Source organism: Algoriphagus sp. (genome assembly GCF_013373065.1).
Classification (GTDB): Bacteria; Bacteroidota; Bacteroidia; order Cytophagales; family Cyclobacteriaceae; genus Algoriphagus.
In genome coordinates, this window is the sequence record NZ_JABXIN010000006.1 from 15908 (window position 1) to 34819 (window position 18912).

At 40.6% G+C, this 18912-nt stretch carries 17 protein-coding genes; 13 read left to right on the forward strand and 4 right to left on the reverse strand.

The window, feature by feature from the left end; all coding sequences use genetic code 11:
- Positions 1-9: 9 nt before the first annotated feature.
- Both HWE15_RS05095 and HWE15_RS05100 read right to left on the reverse strand, forming a co-directional pair.
- Complete coding sequence (locus HWE15_RS05095; protein ID WP_290506428.1) at positions 10-1158, reverse strand: methionine aminotransferase; 1149 nt, start codon at positions 1156-1158, stop codon at positions 10-12.
- Between the two features lie 182 nt (positions 1159-1340).
- Positions 1341-1466 (reverse strand): 30S ribosomal protein THX, encoded by a 126-nt coding sequence (locus tag HWE15_RS05100; protein ID WP_290506429.1) that lies wholly within the window; start codon positions 1464-1466, stop codon positions 1341-1343.
- A 116-nt stretch (positions 1467-1582) separates the two neighbouring features.
- Here HWE15_RS05100 and HWE15_RS05105 point away from each other — a divergent pair, with 116 nt between their 5' ends.
- The 4 genes from HWE15_RS05105 (at position 1583) to HWE15_RS05120 (ending at position 5477) form a co-directional block, all read left to right on the forward strand.
- Positions 1583-2305, forward strand: coding sequence for a LamB/YcsF family protein (locus HWE15_RS05105; RefSeq protein ID WP_290506430.1), 723 nt, complete (start codon positions 1583-1585; stop codon positions 2303-2305).
- Positions 2293-2985 carry a 5-oxoprolinase subunit PxpB gene (gene pxpB / locus HWE15_RS05110; protein ID WP_290506431.1) on the forward strand — a complete coding sequence of 231 codons (693 nt, stop codon included), beginning with the start codon at positions 2293-2295 and terminating at the stop codon, positions 2983-2985. Before HWE15_RS05105 ends, pxpB begins: the two co-directional genes overlap by 13 nt.
- Positions 2982-3860, forward strand: a complete 879-nt coding sequence (locus HWE15_RS05115; RefSeq protein ID WP_290506432.1) for a biotin-dependent carboxyltransferase family protein — start codon at positions 2982-2984, stop codon at positions 3858-3860. The genes pxpB and HWE15_RS05115 overlap by 4 nt, the downstream gene beginning before the upstream one ends.
- A gap of 105 nt (positions 3861-3965) precedes the next feature.
- The gene (locus HWE15_RS05120; protein WP_290506433.1) at positions 3966-5477 is read left to right on the forward strand and encodes a DUF4301 family protein; all 1512 of its coding nucleotides are present in this window, start codon (positions 3966-3968) and stop codon (positions 5475-5477) included.
- 34 nt (positions 5478-5511) lie between these two features.
- Here the strand turns inward: HWE15_RS05120 and HWE15_RS05125 are convergent, their stop codons facing one another.
- Entirely contained in the window at positions 5512-6669 is a 1158-nt protein-coding gene (locus HWE15_RS05125) for a class I SAM-dependent RNA methyltransferase (RefSeq protein WP_290506434.1), read from the reverse strand.
- 162 nt (positions 6670-6831) lie between these two features.
- Here HWE15_RS05125 and HWE15_RS05130 point away from each other — a divergent pair, with 162 nt between their 5' ends.
- The 9 genes from HWE15_RS05130 to HWE15_RS05170 all read left to right on the forward strand — a co-directional run bounded on the left by HWE15_RS05130 (position 6832) and on the right by HWE15_RS05170 (position 18131).
- On the forward strand, positions 6832-8217 hold the full coding sequence (locus tag HWE15_RS05130) for a DUF1080 domain-containing protein (protein WP_290506435.1): 1386 nt from the start codon (positions 6832-6834) through the stop codon (positions 8215-8217).
- 12 nt (positions 8218-8229) lie between these two features.
- Positions 8230-9579, forward strand: a complete 1350-nt coding sequence (locus HWE15_RS05135) for a Gfo/Idh/MocA family oxidoreductase (RefSeq protein WP_290506436.1) — start codon at positions 8230-8232, stop codon at positions 9577-9579.
- Positions 9580-9683: 104 nt separating this feature from the next.
- Positions 9684-11123: a glucuronate isomerase gene (gene uxaC / locus HWE15_RS05140; RefSeq protein ID WP_290506437.1), complete on the forward strand. Its 1440-nt coding sequence runs from the start codon at positions 9684-9686 to the stop codon at positions 11121-11123.
- 2 nt (positions 11124-11125) lie between these two features.
- Positions 11126-11944, forward strand: coding sequence for an SDR family oxidoreductase (locus HWE15_RS05145; protein WP_290506438.1), 819 nt, complete (start codon positions 11126-11128; stop codon positions 11942-11944).
- Between the two features lie 19 nt (positions 11945-11963).
- Positions 11964-13142, forward strand: coding sequence for a mannonate dehydratase (gene uxuA / locus HWE15_RS05150; RefSeq protein ID WP_290506439.1), 1179 nt, complete (start codon positions 11964-11966; stop codon positions 13140-13142).
- Entirely contained in the window at positions 13132-13686 is a 555-nt protein-coding gene (locus HWE15_RS05155; protein WP_290506522.1) for a sugar O-acetyltransferase, read from the forward strand. The genes uxuA and HWE15_RS05155 overlap by 11 nt, the downstream gene beginning before the upstream one ends.
- A gap of 11 nt (positions 13687-13697) precedes the next feature.
- On the forward strand, positions 13698-15473 hold the full coding sequence (locus tag HWE15_RS05160; protein WP_290506440.1) for an acyl-CoA dehydrogenase: 1776 nt from the start codon (positions 13698-13700) through the stop codon (positions 15471-15473).
- 79 nt (positions 15474-15552) lie between these two features.
- Positions 15553-16485 carry a UDP-glucuronic acid decarboxylase family protein gene (locus HWE15_RS05165; RefSeq protein ID WP_290506441.1) on the forward strand — a complete coding sequence of 311 codons (933 nt, stop codon included), beginning with the start codon at positions 15553-15555 and terminating at the stop codon, positions 16483-16485.
- Positions 16486-16610: 125 nt separating this feature from the next.
- Entirely contained in the window at positions 16611-18131 is a 1521-nt protein-coding gene (locus HWE15_RS05170; RefSeq protein WP_290506442.1) for a M20/M25/M40 family metallo-hydrolase, read from the forward strand.
- A gap of 4 nt (positions 18132-18135) precedes the next feature.
- Here the strand turns inward: HWE15_RS05170 and HWE15_RS05175 are convergent, their stop codons facing one another.
- Complete coding sequence (locus HWE15_RS05175) at positions 18136-18828, reverse strand: NUDIX domain-containing protein (protein ID WP_290506443.1); 693 nt, start codon at positions 18826-18828, stop codon at positions 18136-18138.
- Between the last annotated feature and the right edge of the window lie 84 nt (positions 18829-18912).

The following is an 18912-nucleotide window of genomic DNA, read 5'->3' on the forward strand; positions in this document are numbered from 1 at the left end:
CCGGTTTTTTTATAAAATTTTACTTAGCCCCTGAAGGCGATTGAGGGCTTCCTCCAATTCATCTTCTTCTTTCGCAAAACAAAACCGAATGAACTTCGGATCTTGTTTATCATGGTAGAAGGAGGAAACAGGTATGCAGGCTACTTTTAATTGTTGAGTCATCCGTTCTGCAAGTTCACGATCAGAAATTTTCGATAAGTGACCAAAATATGCCATTTGAAAAAAACTCCCCTGGGCAGGAATTATTTCCAATCCGGTCTTTTTTAATCCCTCAAAGAAAAAGTCCCGTTTCTTTTCATAGAAACTAGACACCCCTTCGTAATGAGCGGCATCTTTTAAATATTCCGCAAGCGCATATTGGATGGGGGTTACTGTACTAAACGTGACAAACTGGTGGACTTTTCGGAATTCTGCCATTAAATCTTTGGGAGCTATGCAATAACCAATTTTCCATCCAGTCACATGGAAAGTCTTCCCAAACGATCCGCAGACAAAGGTTTTTTCCCGAAGTTCTTCATGGCCCACAAGTGAGAAATGAGTTCGCCCATCAAAAGTGATATGCTCATATACCTCATCGCTGATGACATAGATATCTCGATCTCTGACCAAACTAGCCAATTGTTTCAAATCCTCCTCGGTCCATACATATCCTGAGGGATTATGGGGAGTATTTATTACCAATGCCTTGGTTTTGAAGTTAACTGCATGCCGAACTTTCTCCCAATCGATAGAAAATTCACCAGGCTTCAAATCCACATGGATCGGAATCCCTCCTGAAAGGATTACTGCTGGTTCATAGGAATCATAGGCAGGCTCCAATAAAATCACTTCATCTCCAGGATCAACTACCGCAGTGATTGCACAAAAAATGGCCTCAGTAGCTCCGGAAACAATGGTAATCTCCTCCACAGGATCGGGCAAGAAACCATAACATCGCATCGTCTTTTCTGCCATAATTTCACGCAATTCCGGAATCCCACTCATCGGTGCATATTGATTGAAACCCTTCGTGGTAAAGTGTGCCACTAATTCCAAAAGTTTGGGGTCCGCATCAAAACCAGGAAAACCCTGAGATAAATTAATGGCTCCAAAATCCTTTGCCATTTGAGACATTACCGTAAAAATGGTTGTTCCTATTCGAGGTAATTTTGAATGCATATCGCTGGAATTAAATTAAAAGTGAGGTACAGGAGTTTGCTAAATACCTCCTCAATTCTTCCTTAAGTTCTTAAAAAATATTGAAAACAAAATTTGAGATTGGAAGTGATGCGAAAAAGAAAGGTCCTATTGCAAAATCGATTATGAAAAAAGGGGCCGAAGCCCCTTGAAATGATCAATCCTTACTTTTTGTCCAAACCCAATTTTGCTTTTCTCGTCTTACGATTGGCTTCTTTTTTGGGTCTACTTGCTCCGAAAGTTCCTCGATTGATTTTTCCTCGTTTGGATTTCAAATCTCCTTTTCCCATAAGAATTTAGGTTTAGTTAACGATAAGCGAAATTAAAAAAATATGGCTTTGAAGTCAATTTGAGGCGCTTTTGATATTTATCAGAAAAATAATCAATCGAATTTTTAATTTCGGGTATGAAGCAACGAGCCTTGGAAATAAATTCTGATTTAGGTGAAGGAGTCCTTCATGAGGAAAAGATCATTCCGTATATCGATACAGCCAGCATAGCTTGTGGTGGCCATTTTGGAAATCGGGAAAGTATCTACCAAACACTAAACTCCTGCTTGAAATCAGGAAAGAAAGGTGGGGCTCACCCCTCCTATCCGGACAAGGAAAATTTCGGCAGAAGATCCCTTTCAATAACTACCGAGGCATTGATCGATTCCATCCACGAGCAAATTGGTTTATTCTTGGAGGTTGCAAAAGAATTGGATATGCCTATGGACCACATCAAATTCCATGGAGCCTTATACAACGATGCCGCTTCCCAACCAGACCTTGCTTCTAGCCTTTGCGAATATTTATCAAATGAATTCCCCAGCACCACGATCTTTGTCCCTCCATTTTCTGCTATGGAAAATGCTGCAAAAGAAAATGAATTAATCATACGTCGGGAAGTCTTTGGGGATCGCGCCTATACGGACGACCTACAACTTTTATCTCGAAAAGAAAAAGGTGCAGTTCTGACTGATTTTGAATCAGTGTCCGAACATCTACAACTTATTATCGAAGAGTCTAAAATTAGGACCATAAGCGGTAAATTAATTTCTGTTCAGGCAGATACAATTTGTTTTCATGGAGACAATGCAGGAATTCTTGACTTTTTACCCCAAATCCGGAAAAAATGGTGGACATAATCCCGGAAATAAAAAAAATCACCCCAACCTGGTGGGAATTCAAGTGGAAAGAAGAACCTTCCAAATCTTTATTGCAAAAAAGAGTATTGATCAAAAATTGGTTAGTAGCACATTATCAAGATGAGCTAGCCGAAATCCGGCAAGGGTATCAATGCATTTCCGTGATTTGGAAAAATCCCCCTGGAAAAGACTTTGAAGTAATCTTTCCTACAAACCTACCTTCTCAGCGAGTGGATGAAAAAACCTGGCAAATTCCTGTCTGCTATGGCGGTGAATTTGGGAAAGACTTAGATAGAATTTGTGAAATCAAAGGAATAAGTCCAACAGAATTAATTGAATTGCATTCAAACCCAATCTATCGACTTGAGTTTTATGGGTTTTTACCTGGTTTCATGTATTTATCTGGACTTCAAAATTCTTTAAAAACTCCCCGAAAAGAATTCCCTGACCGGACTGTCAAAGCAGGTTCAGTAGGAATTGGAGGAAATCAAACCGGCATCTATCCTTTTGAAAGCCCTGGAGGATGGCATCTGATAGGAAGGACACCGATTACCGTTTTTTCTCCAGAGGAAAATCCTCCCGCCAACCCACAAATAGGAGACCGAATTCAATTTGTCCCAATTTCAAAAGAAGAATTCGAGTTTATTCTACAAAACTCACCAAAACTTAAACCTTTATGACTAAGCCACAAGCATTCATAGAGGTTATCAAAACGGGACCGGGAACTAAAATTCGGGATATAGGAAGAAAAAACTATGCAGAGTTTGGAGTCCCTCCAAGCGGCCCCTTAGATCCCAAAGCAGTTTTTTGGATCAATCACCTATTGAAAAATAAGGAGGAAGATGCCGTTTTAGAAATCAATCAACCTGGTTTGAAACTCCAATTTCATGATTCGGCTATTATTTGTTTAGCAGGAGCCAAAGCTGAAATCACTATAAATGGAAAGACTACTTATTCTTCAGGACTTCAAATAATTCCAGAAGGCTCCTTATTGGAAGTGGGAAAGTTTGAATTGGGATCAATTTTATATCTAGGAATTCAAAATGGATTCCAAACGCCCATTCGCTTAGGTTCTAGGAGTTATTCCTTAGGAATTACGGAAAAAGAATTTGTGAAGGCCGGCGACACGCTTCCTTTTATCAAACAGCCTACAATCATAGACTACCTATCAAATAGTAGGGTGAAATGGAATCAAGATTATTTAAAGCAGGAAAAAATAAGAGCTTACCCTGGACCTGAATTTGACCTATTGAGGGAAAGCCAACAAGAACAACTCAGGACTAGCTATTTTTCCATTTCAAATTTAAAAAACGGGATGGCCGTACAGTTAGAAGAGTTAGTCCCCAACGAACTGGGAAGTATATATACGGCTCCGGTATTTCCAGGAACAGTACAGCTGACGCATGGAGGAAAACTCATTTGCCTTCTTTCAGACGCACAAGTCACTGGAGGATACCCAAGAGTATTACAAATTCATGAAGACGATTTGGGAGTGTTAGCCCAAAAAAAACCGAAGGAAAAAATCCAATTTCAACTCATAGAGGATTTTTTATGAGCTAGGAGAAAATATGAACTGAATTTATTGAAAAAAGAAGCCTTGGACTTGAGCAAAGCAAGATAGACTGCTATCTTGAAACGAACTTTTGAAACCCTAATTTCCATGAATACTGAATTACTGAAAAAAATCAAAAACCAGGGGATGAATCCCGAGACGGTTGAACAGCAAATCGAAAATTTCAAAAATGGATTTCCATTTCTAGAAATCACCGCTCCTGCTACTCCGGGAAATGGCATCCGAATTATGGATGAAAAGGATTTGGCGCATTTTCAGAGTACGTATCCTTCTAGAGCTTCACAAATTGAAGTAGTAAAATTTGTTCCGGCTTCGGGCGCGGCTTCCAGAATGTTTAAAGACCTCTTTGCTTTTTTAGATGGAGATGGGGACCTCAGCAAAAGTAAGTTTGTCCAGAAATTCATGGATCAAATTGAGAAGTTTGCCTTTTTTGATGACTTAAATGAAGTTTTGAAAAATAGAGGAACTAGTATTCCCGATTGTCTGGATCGAAAAGATTACAAAGAAATCTTAGCAGCCCTATTGTTAGAAGATGGATTGGGATATGGAAGTTTACCCAAGGGACTCCTCAAGTTTCATCGCTATGAAAATGACACCCGAACTCCAGCTCATGAGCATCTTATCGAGGGAATGCAATATGCTGTTGGAACGGGTCAGCTGGTAAAAATCCACTTTACCGTTTCACCCGAACATGAGGAAAAGTTCAAAGCCGAAATCGAAGGAATCATCCCGATCCTTGAGGAAGAATCAGAATTGACCTTTGATATCAGCTATTCACAACAGAAAAAGTCAACGGATACCATTGCGGTAACGATGGACAATGAACCCTTCCTCGAAGAGGATGGAAGTATTTTGTTTAGACCTGCCGGACATGGGGCGCTTTTGGAAAATCTCAATGATATCGATGCCGATCTGATCTTTATAAAAAATATCGATAATGTCGTTCCGGATCGATTGAAGGAGCCGACCCGCCAATACAAACAGGCGATTGGTGGATTACTCTTGGAGATTCAGGAAAAAGTCTTCGACGCCCTCCGTCGGCTTGATCAGGAAAGCTCCTCCGAAAATGTTGCAAATGCTAAAAGTGTATTCACAGAAGCTTTAGGTGGAAAGCTCCCTATCCATTTCGACAGCCTGCCCTTGGAAGAGCAATTTCAAACCATAAAAGAGAAATTAGATCGACCTATCCGAGTATGTGGAATGGTGAAAAATACCGGCGAACCAGGCGGAGGTCCCTTCTGGATTTTGGAAAAAGATGGATCACAATCCCTTCAAATCCTGGAAACAGCTCAAATCAATTTGGCTGACCCAGATTCAGAACGTCATCTACAAGCGGCAACACATTTTAACCCAGTGGATTTGGTTTGTGGAACCCGAAATTACAAAGGAGAGAAATTTGACCTACTTCAATTCCGGGATATGAATACTGGATTTATCACTGAGAAATCAAAAAGCGGACGTGAATTAAAAGCTCTAGAACTCCCAGGACTATGGAATGGATCCATGGCTGGGTGGAACACCCTATTTGTAGAAGTTCCTTTGATTACCTTCAATCCTGTTAAAACAGTCAATGACCTCTTACGGGATGAGCATCAATAAGAAAAAAGCCGGGTAAATCCGGCTTTTTTTTTGCTCATTTTTTTCCTTCATAGAGATCATATTTCAAGAGACGGCAATCAATGGTTCCGTTCCAAAATTCAATTCTCCGACTGGCACGAAGGCCTACCTTTTTGGCTAGCTCCAAATTTCCGGTAAAAATATATCCTCGGTATCCAGCACACTTTTGTTTTAAAAAGTCTCCTATCCGTTTATAGGTCTCCTCCAATTCCTCCACTTCACCCAATCGTTCTCCATATTCTGGATTAAACATAATTACGCCTTTGGGTCTTTCGGGAACTTCTGTCTCAGCAAAATCACAAACCTGAAAATCGATTAAATCTTCTACACCTGCGATGGCTGCATTTTCTCTTGCAAAGGTGATGGCCTGCAAAGAAATATCTGATGCTATGATTTTTACTCCTGGATCATCGATAATCTTGTTTCTTAGTTTTTTCATCTTGGCTTCATAAGCTTCGGGTGAATAGCCCAAGATATTCATAAAGGCGTAATGATCTCTGTATAATCCCGGATATCGCTTGGATGCCATAAGGGCTGCTTCAATGGCCAAAGTACCCGAACCACACATGGGGTTGACAAATGGAACGCGAGTATTCCATTCCGTTGCATAAATGGTAGCAGCTGCCAAATCTTCCATCATGGGTGCCTTCCCTGGAATTTTCCGGTAACCGTGTTTGGCAAGCGTCTCACCTGCTGTATTCAAGTAGATCTGAGCTTGTGTTCCTTTCCAGTAAATCTGAATCACCAAACCACTAAACTCGGAGCCAGAATCAGGTCTTCGGCCAAATTTATCCCGAAAACGATCTACAATAGCATCTTTAACTTTTACATTGACAATCAAAGGAGTGCTAACTGAATCATTCTCAACGACCGAATTGACCGAGAAATATCCATCCACATCCAAGTATTCTTCCCAAGGAAGGGCTTTGATTCTTCGATAGATATCGGAAGCGTTTCTTAGATAAATGGAACGGATTTCAAACAAAACCTGTGAAGCAGTTCGCAGATGCAAGTTCAAATCCATACAATCCTCCAGAGAAGCTCGAAGCTCTACTCCAGTACGATGAATTTTTTCAGGAAAAAAGCCAAGTTCACGGATTTCCTGCTCCAGATAAGTAACAGAGCGGTCTTTACAGGTTATAAAAACCGTTCTTCGTTCATTGAAATCAAGCATGCGCAAAAGTATCGAATTCGGAAGAATTAATTTTTTAAAGCTTAAGATTTCAAGGTTTTTATAGTGGAAAGATCCCAAACGATTGCGTATCTTGAGCCTAACTGCAATTGTAGCAATCCATCGAAATTTTGATTTTCGATTTACATTCAAACAACCCTATTCATGAAAAGTATACCATCTTTCATCCTATTACTTAGTTCTCTAGCCTTCATTGCCTCTTGCAATCAATCCCAAGAAACTCAATCCGAAGAGTGGCGGGATTTGTTCAATGGAAAAGACCTATCAGGTTGGAAAGCTGTGGCTGGCGATGCTGAATTTTCTGTTGAAAATGGAGAAATTATTGGTTCGGCTGTAGCTGGATCACCCAATACCTTTTTAATTACAGAAGAGATGTTTGGCGACTTCATCTTGGAGCTAGAGCTAAAAGTCGAAGATCTTTCCTCCAATTCCGGGATAATGGCAAGAGGACAGTTCGATCCACAAGCTCGAGACGGAAAAGGCTTAGTATATGGTTATCAAATTGAGGCTGACCCAACGGAAAGAGCATGGTCTGGAGGAGTTTATGATGAAGCTCGGAGAGGCTGGCTTTACCCCCTAGACCTTAATCCAGCTGCAAAATCAGCCTTTAAATTAGGTGAATACAATCGCTACCGGATTGAGGTAATTGGTGATGAAATTAAAACCTGGGTAAATGGTCAAGAAGTAGCCTATGTCGTAGATGATACTGACAAAAAAGGATTTATTGGCTTGCAAGTCCATAGCATTCAAAATCCTGAAGATGCAGGACGAAAGACCTATTTCCGGAACATCCGAATTAAAACCAAAAACCTTGACCCTCAGCCATTCGAAAAAGAGATTTTCGTAGTCAATAACCGCAAAAATGAGCTAATAGACTTTGAAGTAGCTTCTGGCTGGAGATTGCTATTCAATGGCGAAAATTCTGATGGATGGATTGGGGCCTATAAGGAATCCTTTCCTGATTTCGGCTGGACTATTTCAGATGGAATTTTGACGATTGAATCATCTGGAGGAGGAGAATCCACAAATGCAGGTGATATTGTTACCACTGAACTGTTCAGCGCCTTTGATTTAGCATTTGAATTCAATCTTTCCGAAGGTGCCAATAGTGGCGTTAAATACTTTGTCACCCTTTCAGAAAACAATTCTGGATCAGCAATTGGACTTGAATATCAAATTTTGGACGATGAAAAGCACCCTGATGCCAAAATGGGACGAGATGGAAACCGCACGCTCGCTTCTTTGTATGATTTAATCACTGCTGAAAAACAAAGTCGATTTGTGAAACCTCCCGGTGAGTGGAATAAAGGCCGAATTGTAGTTTATCCAGACAACCGGGTAGAACACTACCTAAATGGTGTGAAGGTATTGGAGTATGTGAGAGGTTCTCAAGAATTTCGAGGTCTTGTAGCTATCTCTAAATATAAAATTTGGGAAAATTTCGGCGAGGCCCCTGAAGGACATATTCTACTCCAGGATCATGGCGATAAAGTCAGCTTTAAAAACATCAAAATCAAAACCTTAAACTAACCGGGCATTATTATGAACAAGCAATCCAGAAGAACTTTTATCAAAAAAAGCACAGCGGCAGGAATTGGTGTTTCAACCTTAGGGGCAATGGGCTTTTCAGCAAAATCCTACGGAAGGATACTTGGCGCCAATGATCGATTGACGGTAGCCATCGCAGGTTTAGGCAGAAGACTGGGGGCTTTTTATGAACCAATAGCACTGAAGTCCAGCAATGTGGAATTACTCTATCTCTGTGATGTCATGGATAAACAATTGACTAGGGCTGCTGAAAATTTTTCAAATCACATTGATTACCAACCAAAACTAGAGAAAAGCATTTTAAAGGTACTGGAAGATAAAAATCTAGATGTTCTTATCAACGCGACACCAGACCATTGGCATGCACCGGGAACTTGGATCGCGATGGAGCATGGAAAACATGTTTATGTAGAAAAACCCTGCTCCCATAACCCTCGAGAAGGTGAATTACTGATTGCTCTTCAGAAAAAATATGGAAAAGTTGTCCAGATGGGAAATCAACAACGCTCCGCTCCTGCAAGCCAGGAAATCATCAAAGCCATTCATGATGGAGCTATCGGCAAAGCATACAAGGCTGTAGCCTTTTATAGCAATGCCAGAGGAAGAGTTGTCAACCCTTCTCCTGCCCCAGTTCCGGAAGGACTCGATTGGGAGCTCTTTCAGGGACCAGCTCCTCGAAAACCATACATGCATGATACATGGGACTACAACTGGCATTGGTACGGATGGGATTATGGAACGGCTGAGACCGGAAATAATGCAACTCATGAATTAGACGTTGCGCGCTGGGCTTTGGAAGTCTCATACCCAAGCCATGTCAGTGTCGATGCAGGAAAGTATCACTTCGAGGATGATGGTTGGACCATGTACGATACCATGGAAGCAACATTCAAATTTAAAAATGGCGCGACCATCGTATGGGATGGAAAAAGCAGAAACAATTACAATACCTATGGTGCTGATCGGGGTACCATTATATTCGGAAGCGAAGGCAGTGTATTTGTAAATAGAAATGGCTACAAGCATTACGATCGAAGTGGAAAATTGGTGAAGGACAGTTCTTCAACTAGCAATGAAGCCGGTACGCAACTAGGAGGCGGAGGAGATATGAGTACCCGTCATGTGGTCAATTTCTTCAATGCGGTAAGAGGATTAGAAAAACAAAACTCCAATATTGAAGAAGGAGCAGTCAGTACCTTACTTTGTCACTTGGCAAATATCTCTTATCGCACTAGTGAGACACTTCAATGTGATAGTTCTAGCGGTCGAATTACAAATTCCAAAAAAGCCATGGACCTTTGGTCGAGGGAATATGAAAAAGGATGGGAACCACCAAAAGTTTAATTTCAATGAGGCCGTATTCGAAAAAGAAAACGGCCTTTTTTAAGTCTAAATAATTTTCATCCTCTTATAAATAAATTGAATTAACCGAACCAAAAGTATTAGCAATGGGTCATTTCTCATCCAAAAATTCATTCATTACCGATGATTTTTTGCTTCAGTCTGAGTTTTCAAAAATACTCTATCATGACTATGCAAAAGACCTTCCCATTATAGATTACCACAACCATCTACCTCCTCATCAGATTCGATCCAACCAACAATTTGAAACTATTTCAGAAGTTTGGTTAGCCGGAGACCACTACAAATGGCGCGCGATGCGAACGCTTGGGATTTCTGAGAAATTTATCACTGGAAATGGAAGTGACAGGGAGAAATTTGAAAAATGGGCTTCTACTGTTCCATATACTGTTCGTAACCCGCTGTATCATTGGACTCACTTAGAACTGCTCCGCTATTTTGGGATAGAGGAAAGCCTTTCAGAAAAAAGTGCTTCCCCAATTTATGAGGCTTGCAACTACCAACTTTCTCAAGAAGAATTTCGAACCCAAGGCCTTCTGAAAAAAATGAAGGTGGAAGTGGTTTGCACGACCGATGACCCTATTGATTCCTTGGAAAACCACCGAAAAATGAGCGAATCAAAGGCTGAATTATTGATGTTCCCTGCATTCCGGCCCGATAAAGCCTATGCTGTAGAAAATCCTCAAAACTACCTGGATTACCTCGGAAAGTTGGAAAATGTGACAGGGCTTTCTATCAACAGCTATGAGGATTTGAAATCAGCTCTTCAAAATCGAATTGAATTTTTCCACCAAAACGGATGTAGACTTGCCGACCATGGATTAGAGCAACTTTATTTTTTTGAAAAAGAAGCATTCAACCTGGAGAAGCTATTCCAACAACTTCGATCAAAAAATGAACTAACTGTCCACGAAATTCAATACTTCAAATTCAAAACCCTTGAATTCCTTTGTAAGGAGTATCATAAAAAAGGCTGGGTACAACAATTCCATCTCGGAGCTCTTCGAAACACCAATTCCAGGCAATTAAGTACTCTGGGACCAGACACCGGCTACGATTCTATTGGAGATTTTGAACAGGCAAAAGCCCTTGCCGGATTTTTAAATTCCTTAGACAAAACAAACCAACTTTCTAAAACCATTCTCTACAATCTCAACCCAAGAGATAATGAGGTTTTTGCAACCATGACTGGAAACTTTAACGATGGAAGCGTGAAAGGAAAGATGCAATTCGGTTCAGGTTGGTGGTATTTAGATCAACTAGATGGAATGGAAAAACAATTAAATGCACTTTCGAACATGAGCTTACTTTCATGTTTTATCGGAATGTTGACTGATTCCAGAAGCTTTTTATCCTTTCCAAGACATGAGTATTTCCGTCGAATTCTGTGTAATTTGATTGGAAATGATGTTGAAAAAGGACTTTTGCCGGCTGATGAAAAATGGTTGGGTAAAATCGTAGCAGATATCTGCTATTTCAATGCAAAAAATTACTTTGACTTTTCAGCTGATAATTTTCAAGTTTAATCATGGCAATCAATCTATTCGACCTCTCTAACAAAAAAATTGTATTCTCTGGAGCCACAGGAGTTTTGGGAAAAGCCATGAGTCTTCACCTAGCTTCTCAAGGAGCCGAGCTACTCATTTTAGGAAGAAATGCTACCAAAATCAATGAGCTTCTCCATGAAATCAAAAAGCAAGGAGGAACAGCTTCGGGCTATACCTGCGATGTCACAGATTGGAATAATGTCTGCCAAGCAACTGAAAAAATCAAAAGCCAACATCAATCCATTGATGTGTTAATCAATGCAGCCGGAGGGAATATGCCGGGAGCCGTTGTTAGACCCGACCAAAACTTTCTAGACCTTGATTTAGCATCCCTTCGACAAGTAATGGATTTGAACTATATGGGAACAGTACTTCCCATCAAGGCTTTCCTTCCATTAATGCTTGAAAACAAAAAAGGTAATATACTCAACATCAGCTCAATGGCTGCAACCAGACCCATGACACGAGTCATGGGATACGCTTCAGCAAAAGCCGCAATTGACAACATGACCAAATGGCTTGCTGTAGAACTTGCAACCAAGCATGGACCACAATTTCGGGTGAACGCCATCGCGCCAGGATTCTTCCTAACGGAGCAAAACAGAACCTTACTCACAGAAGAAGATGGTTCCTTAACGAAGAGAGGAAATCAAATCATTACACATACCCCCATGAGTCGGTTTGGAAAACCAGAAGACCTGCTGGGAACCTTACAATGGCTTTGTTCAGATGCATCCAATTTTGTAACGGGAACAATTGTAGAAGTGGATGGTGGGTTTAGTGCCTATTCAGGAGTTTAAAATGTCAAATCAAATAAATATGACCCCAAGAATGGAACAAACCATGCGCTGGTATGGTCCCAATGATCCAGTCAGCCTCCGAGATATTCGTCAAGCAGGTGCTACAGGTATCGTCACAGCCCTTCATCACATTCCAAATGGTGAAGTTTGGCCTATTGAAGAAATCAAAAAACGAAAAAAGCTTATCGAAGATGCTGGCTTGACTTGGTATGTGGTCGAATCAGTCCCTGTCCATGAGGAAATCAAAATAAGGTCTGGGCGCTACGAGGAGTTTATAGAGAACTACCAACAAACCCTTCGAAACTTAGCATCTGAGGGTATTTTTACGGTTTGCTATAACTTCATGCCCATCTTGGATTGGACACGCACAGAACTGTATAAAGAATTGCCGAATGGCGCTAAAGCACTGTTTTATGAGAAAAAAGCAGTGGAAGCTTTTGACCTTTTTATCTTAGAAAGACCTGAAGCTTTTCAAGAATACAGTCAGGAAGAAATCCAAGAAATCAAAACTTATTATGAAGCACTAAGTCCTGAAAAAAAACAGCTAATCATCGATAATATTCTAAAGGGACTTCCCGGTTCTGAGATTGGATATACCTTGGATGAATTCCGTCAAATGCTTGAAACTTATAATGGAATTGATGAGAAAAAACTTCAAGAGCATTTACGATTATTCCTGGAAGCCATCGTACCAGTAGCTGAAGAAGTTGGAGTATTTCTCACCATTCACCCAGATGATCCCCCATTTTCCCTCTATGGATTACCTCGGATTGTTTCAACTGCAGCGGATGCTCGCCGAATTATTCAAGATAATCCAAGTCCTCACAATGGACTTTGTTTTTGTACCGGAAGCTATGGAGTCCGACCTGACAATGACCTATTAGCCATGATTCAAGAATTTGGGAATCATATCAATTTCATTCATTTACGAAGTACCAAACGAGATCAGGCCGGGAATTTTATCGAAGAGAATCATTTGGATGGAGATGTACCGATGGCAGCAGTCGTTCAGGAGCTTTTAAAAGTACAGGAACGAAGAGGAAAGCGAATTCCGATGCGCCCTGATCATGGTCATCAAATGCTGGATGATTTAAGTAAAAAGACCAATCCCGGTTATTCTGCAATCGGTCGATTAAAAGGTTTGGCAGAAATAAGAGGAATTGAAGAAGCCTTGGTATTCCTAAGAAATCATGACTGAAAAGGAAAAAATGCTTGCAGGGGAATTGTATCAAGCAGGTGATCCACAGCTTGAAGCAGAACGCCTTCACGCACGAAAACTTTTGAAATCATTCAATGAATCTGATCCCGAAGACAAAGAAACCCGGATAGAAATTCTTCGAAGCCTTTTCGGAAAAATTGGAAAAAACCTTTGGATTGACCCCCCATTTTTTTGCGACTACGGCTACAATATAAGCATTGGTGACAATGTCTTTTTCAACTTTAATTGCGTGATTTTAGATGTCGTTCCTGTAAGTTTTGGAGACCGCGTAATGGTAGGTCCAAACGTTCAGTTTTATCCCGCTTCCCATCCACTTGATGCCAAGACCCGGGGTGAACTTTGGGAATATGGAAAAGAAATCCATGTTGGATCCGATGTATGGATCGGAGGAGGAAGTATCATTTGTCCTGGAGTCAGCATCGGAGATCGATCCATCATTGCAGCGGGTACCGTTGTGACCAAGGATGTTCCATCTGATGTCATTGTAGCAGGAAATCCAGCAAAAATCATTCGAAAGCTTTAACCCCAAAACCAATGAGTAGTTTCTATTCTAAAAAAGATCTGTTTTTTCAACTTTTCGAGCATTTAGAGGTAGAAAACCTAAATCGCTACCCCTATTTCAAAGACCATCATCAAGAAAACTTCGAGATGGTGTTGGATGCTGCCGAACAGATTGCTCAGAAATCCCTGTATCCCCTCTTAACGGAGATGGATAGAAAAGAACCCATTCTTGAAAATGGAAAAATAAAAATCCATCCTAGGATGAAGGCAATCATACGGCAATTTGGAAAAGATGGATGGATTAATGCCACCTTCCCCTATGAAGAAGGCGGACAACAATTACCTTGGTCTATTCACTTGGCAGCTGGATATATCCTTCAAGCAGCAAATTACTCCGCATCGGTTTTCCCATTTCTTACCACAGGTGCAGCAAATCTGATTCGAACTTTTGGAAATGATGAGCTTATCAAACGCTTTACCCCTTCCATGTACAGCGGTGAATGGCAGGGAACCATGGCCCTAACCGAACCTGATGCGGGCAGCTCCTTGTCGGATATCACCACCACAGCCTATCCAACCTCTACTAAAGGTGAGTACCGAATCAAGGGCCAAAAGATATATATTTCATGTGGAGATCATGATGCTTGTGAAAATGTTATTCACCTCATGCTTGCGAGAATTGAAGGGGCTCCAGCAGGGACAAAAGGAATTTCTTTATTTGTTGTACCAAAAATCATCCCTGAAACCAGCCTACCAAACGATGTCCTGACAGAAGGGCTCTATCATAAAATGGGCTACAAAGGTGCCCCAATTGCTCACTTGATGATTGGATCAAATGAAGGAGCTTTAGGATATCTTGTGGGGGAAGAAAATCACGGGCTCAGATATATGTTTCAAATGATGAATGAGGCTCGAATCGGTGTGGGGATGAATGCAGTAGCCATTGCTCAGGCCGCATTTCAAGCATCTTTAGCTTATGCCAAGGAGCGGCCCCAAGGGAGAAAACTTACAGAAAAAGACCTTTCCAAGCCACAAGTCCCCATTATCCAACACGCCGATGTGAAAAGGATGCTTTTACTCCAAAAATGCGTCACAGAAGGCTCTCTTGCATTATTGCTTTACTGCTCCAAATTAATGGACGAGTCTACACATGAATCAGAAGAAATCAACAAAAAACAAAAGCACGCTCTATTAGAGTTGTTAACTCCCATTGCAAAAAGCTATCCCTCTGAAATGGGGCTTCAAAGTACTTCGGCAGCAGTTCAAATCTTAGGAGGCGCAGGATATACACAGGATTTTCCTGTAGAACAGTATTACCGAGAGGCACGAATCCATCCGATACATGAAGGTACAACGGGAATTCATGGATTGGATTTATTAGGAAGAAAAATATTTCTTAACGATGGATTGGGATGGAAAATGTTACATCAACACATCGAGGATGATCTTTCCACTTATCAAGGTCCAGAGGATATTCGAAATCAATTTGAAAAGGGATGGAATTTGGCTCAAAATGCAGCAGCCTCCCTTTTACAAAAAGCACAGGAAGGACCCGAAATTTTCCTAGCAGACGCAACTCTATTTTTAGAATTATGCGGGATTATTTCCGTTGGATGGATGTGGATCAGGCAGGCAAGTCTCTCATCTATGAATATGAAAAAAGAAAATGCAGATACTGCTTTCTATTATGGAAAAATCGAAACAGCACGCTATTTTATGGAATATGAAATTCCTAAAATAAGTGCATTATCTCAACGACTTCATAGCACCAGTTATCCAACACTTGATATGCGGGACTATTGGTTTTGAGCTATTCCCAAATACTTTTCCTTTAATTGAAAAACATTTGTTTAATTTGGCTGTGTAAATTTTGAATATAAAATTTTAAATGAAGCGAATTTTAGTAAGTGGTGGCGGAGGTTTTCTAGGAAGTCACCTATGTGAGCGATTGCTCAAAGAAGGAAACGAAGTACTTTGTGTGGACAACTTTTTCACCGGAAACCGAAGAAATATCCACCATTTATTAGACAATAAGAACTTCGAGTTATTACGACATGATATCACCCACCCGCTGTATGTGGAAGTGGATGAGATTTACAATTTAGCATGTCCTGCCTCCCCTATTCATTATCAATTTGACCCTGTTCAAACAACGAAAACATCGGTCATTGGTGCCATGAATATGTTGGGATTAGCAAAGCGTTTAAAAATAAAAGTACTTCAGGCGAGTACTTCAGAGGTCTACGGTGATCCTGAAATCCATCCTCAACCTGAATCCTATCGTGGAAATGTAAATACCTTAGGACCACGAGCCTGCTATGATGAGGGAAAACGCTGTGCGGAAACCCTATTCTTCGACTACCATCGACAGCATGAGGTTCCGATTAAGGTGATGCGAATTTTCAACACCTATGGACCAAGAATGCATCCAAATGATGGCCGCGTAGTAAGTAATTTTATTGTGCAGGCTTTAAAGGGTCAAGACATCACCATTTATGGAGATGGAAAACAAACACGTTCTTTCTGCTACGTTGACGACCTCATTGAAGGAATGTATCGTCTGATGAATTCAAGAGATGGTTTTACAGGTCCAGTAAATATTGGAAACCCAGGGGAATTCACCATGTTGGAGTTGGCGAACTTAGTTTTAGAATTGACTGAAAGTAAAAGCCAACTGAAATTTCTTCCCCTACCGCAGGATGACCCAATGCAGCGAAAACCTGTTATAGATTTGGCCAAGAAAGAATTGGGTTGGGAACCTACCATTCCACTTCGAGAAGGATTACTGAAAACAATAGAATATTTCAGGGAAGTAATTTAATTTACTTCGCCCCTACTTCAATCCTGCTTCCTCTCGAGGCAGGATTTTTTGTTGGATGAAATTCTTGGAATAATTCAACTTGTCCTTGGTTTCGATTTTTTCTAATTTCCAAAAAATTAACAGCCATGAAAAAATTGATTTTCCTCCTTTTGATTTCCTTTTCCACTTTGGGATATTCTCAAACACAACCCACAAAAGCTGTTTTGGAATCCTGGACGGATGATTACTGGCAACATGGATTAAACCTCCTGACAGAAATAGTCCAAATGCCTAATGATGCGGTTTATCCGGAACAAATCGAAACAAATATTCAATGGTGTGAAACTCAATTTTCAGAAAGAAACTGGAGCCATGAGCGATTGGAAACGGGAGGAATACCAATTCTGCTAGCGCATAAAGAAAATCCAACGGCCAATAAGACAATCTTATTTTATTTTCATATCGATGGACAAGCTGTAGACAAAAGCAAGTGGAACCAACCAGATCCCTATCAAGCAGTTTTGAAAGAAAGAAATTCAAATGGAGACTGGGCGATTATTGATTTCGACCGATTGAAAAACGAATACAATCCGGATTGGAGAATATTTGCCCGTTCAACCTCAGATGACAAAGGACCATTTGCCATGTTTTTGACAGCTTGGGATGCACTTGTAGATAATAAATCCTTACCTGATTATTCCATTAAAATCATTTTGGATTTTGAAGAAGAGCAAGGTTCTCCACGACTTCCTAAAGCAGTACTTGATTACAAAGATAAGCTCGCGGCAGACCTTATGCTGATCATGGATGGACCGCGGCATATTTCTAATTTGCCAACACTGAGTTATGGCGCAAGAGGTATTTCAGAAATGACCCTAACTACTTATGGTCCCAAATTACCTCAACATAGCGGGCATTTTGGAAACTATGCACCCAATCCTGCTTTTTTACTTTCTCAGCTTTTGGCAAGCATGAAAGATGAAAATGGACGGGTCAGCATACCCGGTTATTATGACGGAATCCAATTCTCCGAACAAGAACGAAAAATCTTAGAGGCAGTACCGGATGATGAAGCAACCATTCAATCCCGCCTAGGAATCGGACGGACGGATGAAGTCGGAAAAACCTACCAAGAAAGCATTCAATATCCATCTTTAAATATTAGAGGAATGTCTTCCGCATGGGTTGGCCCTGAAGCGAGGACCATAGTACCTGCTACCGCGTTGGCAGAATTAGATATCCGCTTGGTACCCGAATCAGATCCAAAACGACTTTTTTCATTAATCAGAAAGCATATTGAAGATCAAGGGTTCCATATTTTGGACCATGAGCCAAGTGATGAGGAAAGGATGAAATATCCAAAAATCGTAAAAATGGAAAGCAAAATTTCCTACCAAGCGTTTCGAACCCCAATGGATTCACCAGCAGGAGAATGGCTTCGTTCTGCCATGTACCGAGCCTTTGAACAAAATCCGGTTCAAATTCGCATTTCAGGCGGAAGTATTCCGATTTCACCTTTCGTCGATGCATTAAACATTCCAGCAGTGACTATCCCTACCGTCAATTCAGATAACAACCAACACAGTCCCAATGAGAATATACGGCTTGGAAACTACAAGGAGGGAATTCAGACGATTTTGAGTGTATTGACGCAGCCTTTGCAATAAAAAATCACTTCTTGAAGCTATATAAATATGGAGCTTTGTGTGAACCTCCAGAAAACAGCTTCTCATGACGTTGCAAAATCCCCAAACTCAGCATTTTCCGTTGGAAATTAGCCCGATTCAAATTCTCACCTAAAATAGCTTCATATACTTGTTGCAGCTCTTTCATGGTAAACCTTTCGGGTAACAAATTGACCGATAGTAACTTTTGATCTAAATGTGTTCGAAGGTGCTCTAGGGCTTTTTGAACGATAAAGTTATGATCAAAAAGTAAGTCAGGAATGGAGTCAACATCGTACCAGTTAATCGAATCTGATAGTGCATCCGGCATAGGCTCTACCTTTTCATAGTCGATCAAAGCATAATATCCTACAGAAATAAACCGATCAAGCAACCAATGATTTTCAGGAAGATTAGCGTCCTGAGCTTCCAATATTTTCTGCATAATTTCAGGACGAACTCGTTCTAAACTTCCAAAGGTGTAAAATTGCTCTAAGTAAACTTGGTCTAAGCCGGTCCGTTCTCTGAGCCCTCGAATCACTGCTTCGTCTAAAGGTTCATTTTTTTTGACAAAACCTCCTGGTAAGGCAAGCCAACCTGTATTATGATACTCAATAAGTAAAATTTTAAGCTTTTCACCGGAGAAGCCAAAAATAACTGAGTCGTATGCAATGTGCGGAAGGTATTCCGAGTTGTTCAAAGCGGATCTAGTTTTAAAATTTCCTCAAATAAATAGGAATTCAGACAAAATGCAATTACTATTGTTTCAAACAGATACAATAAA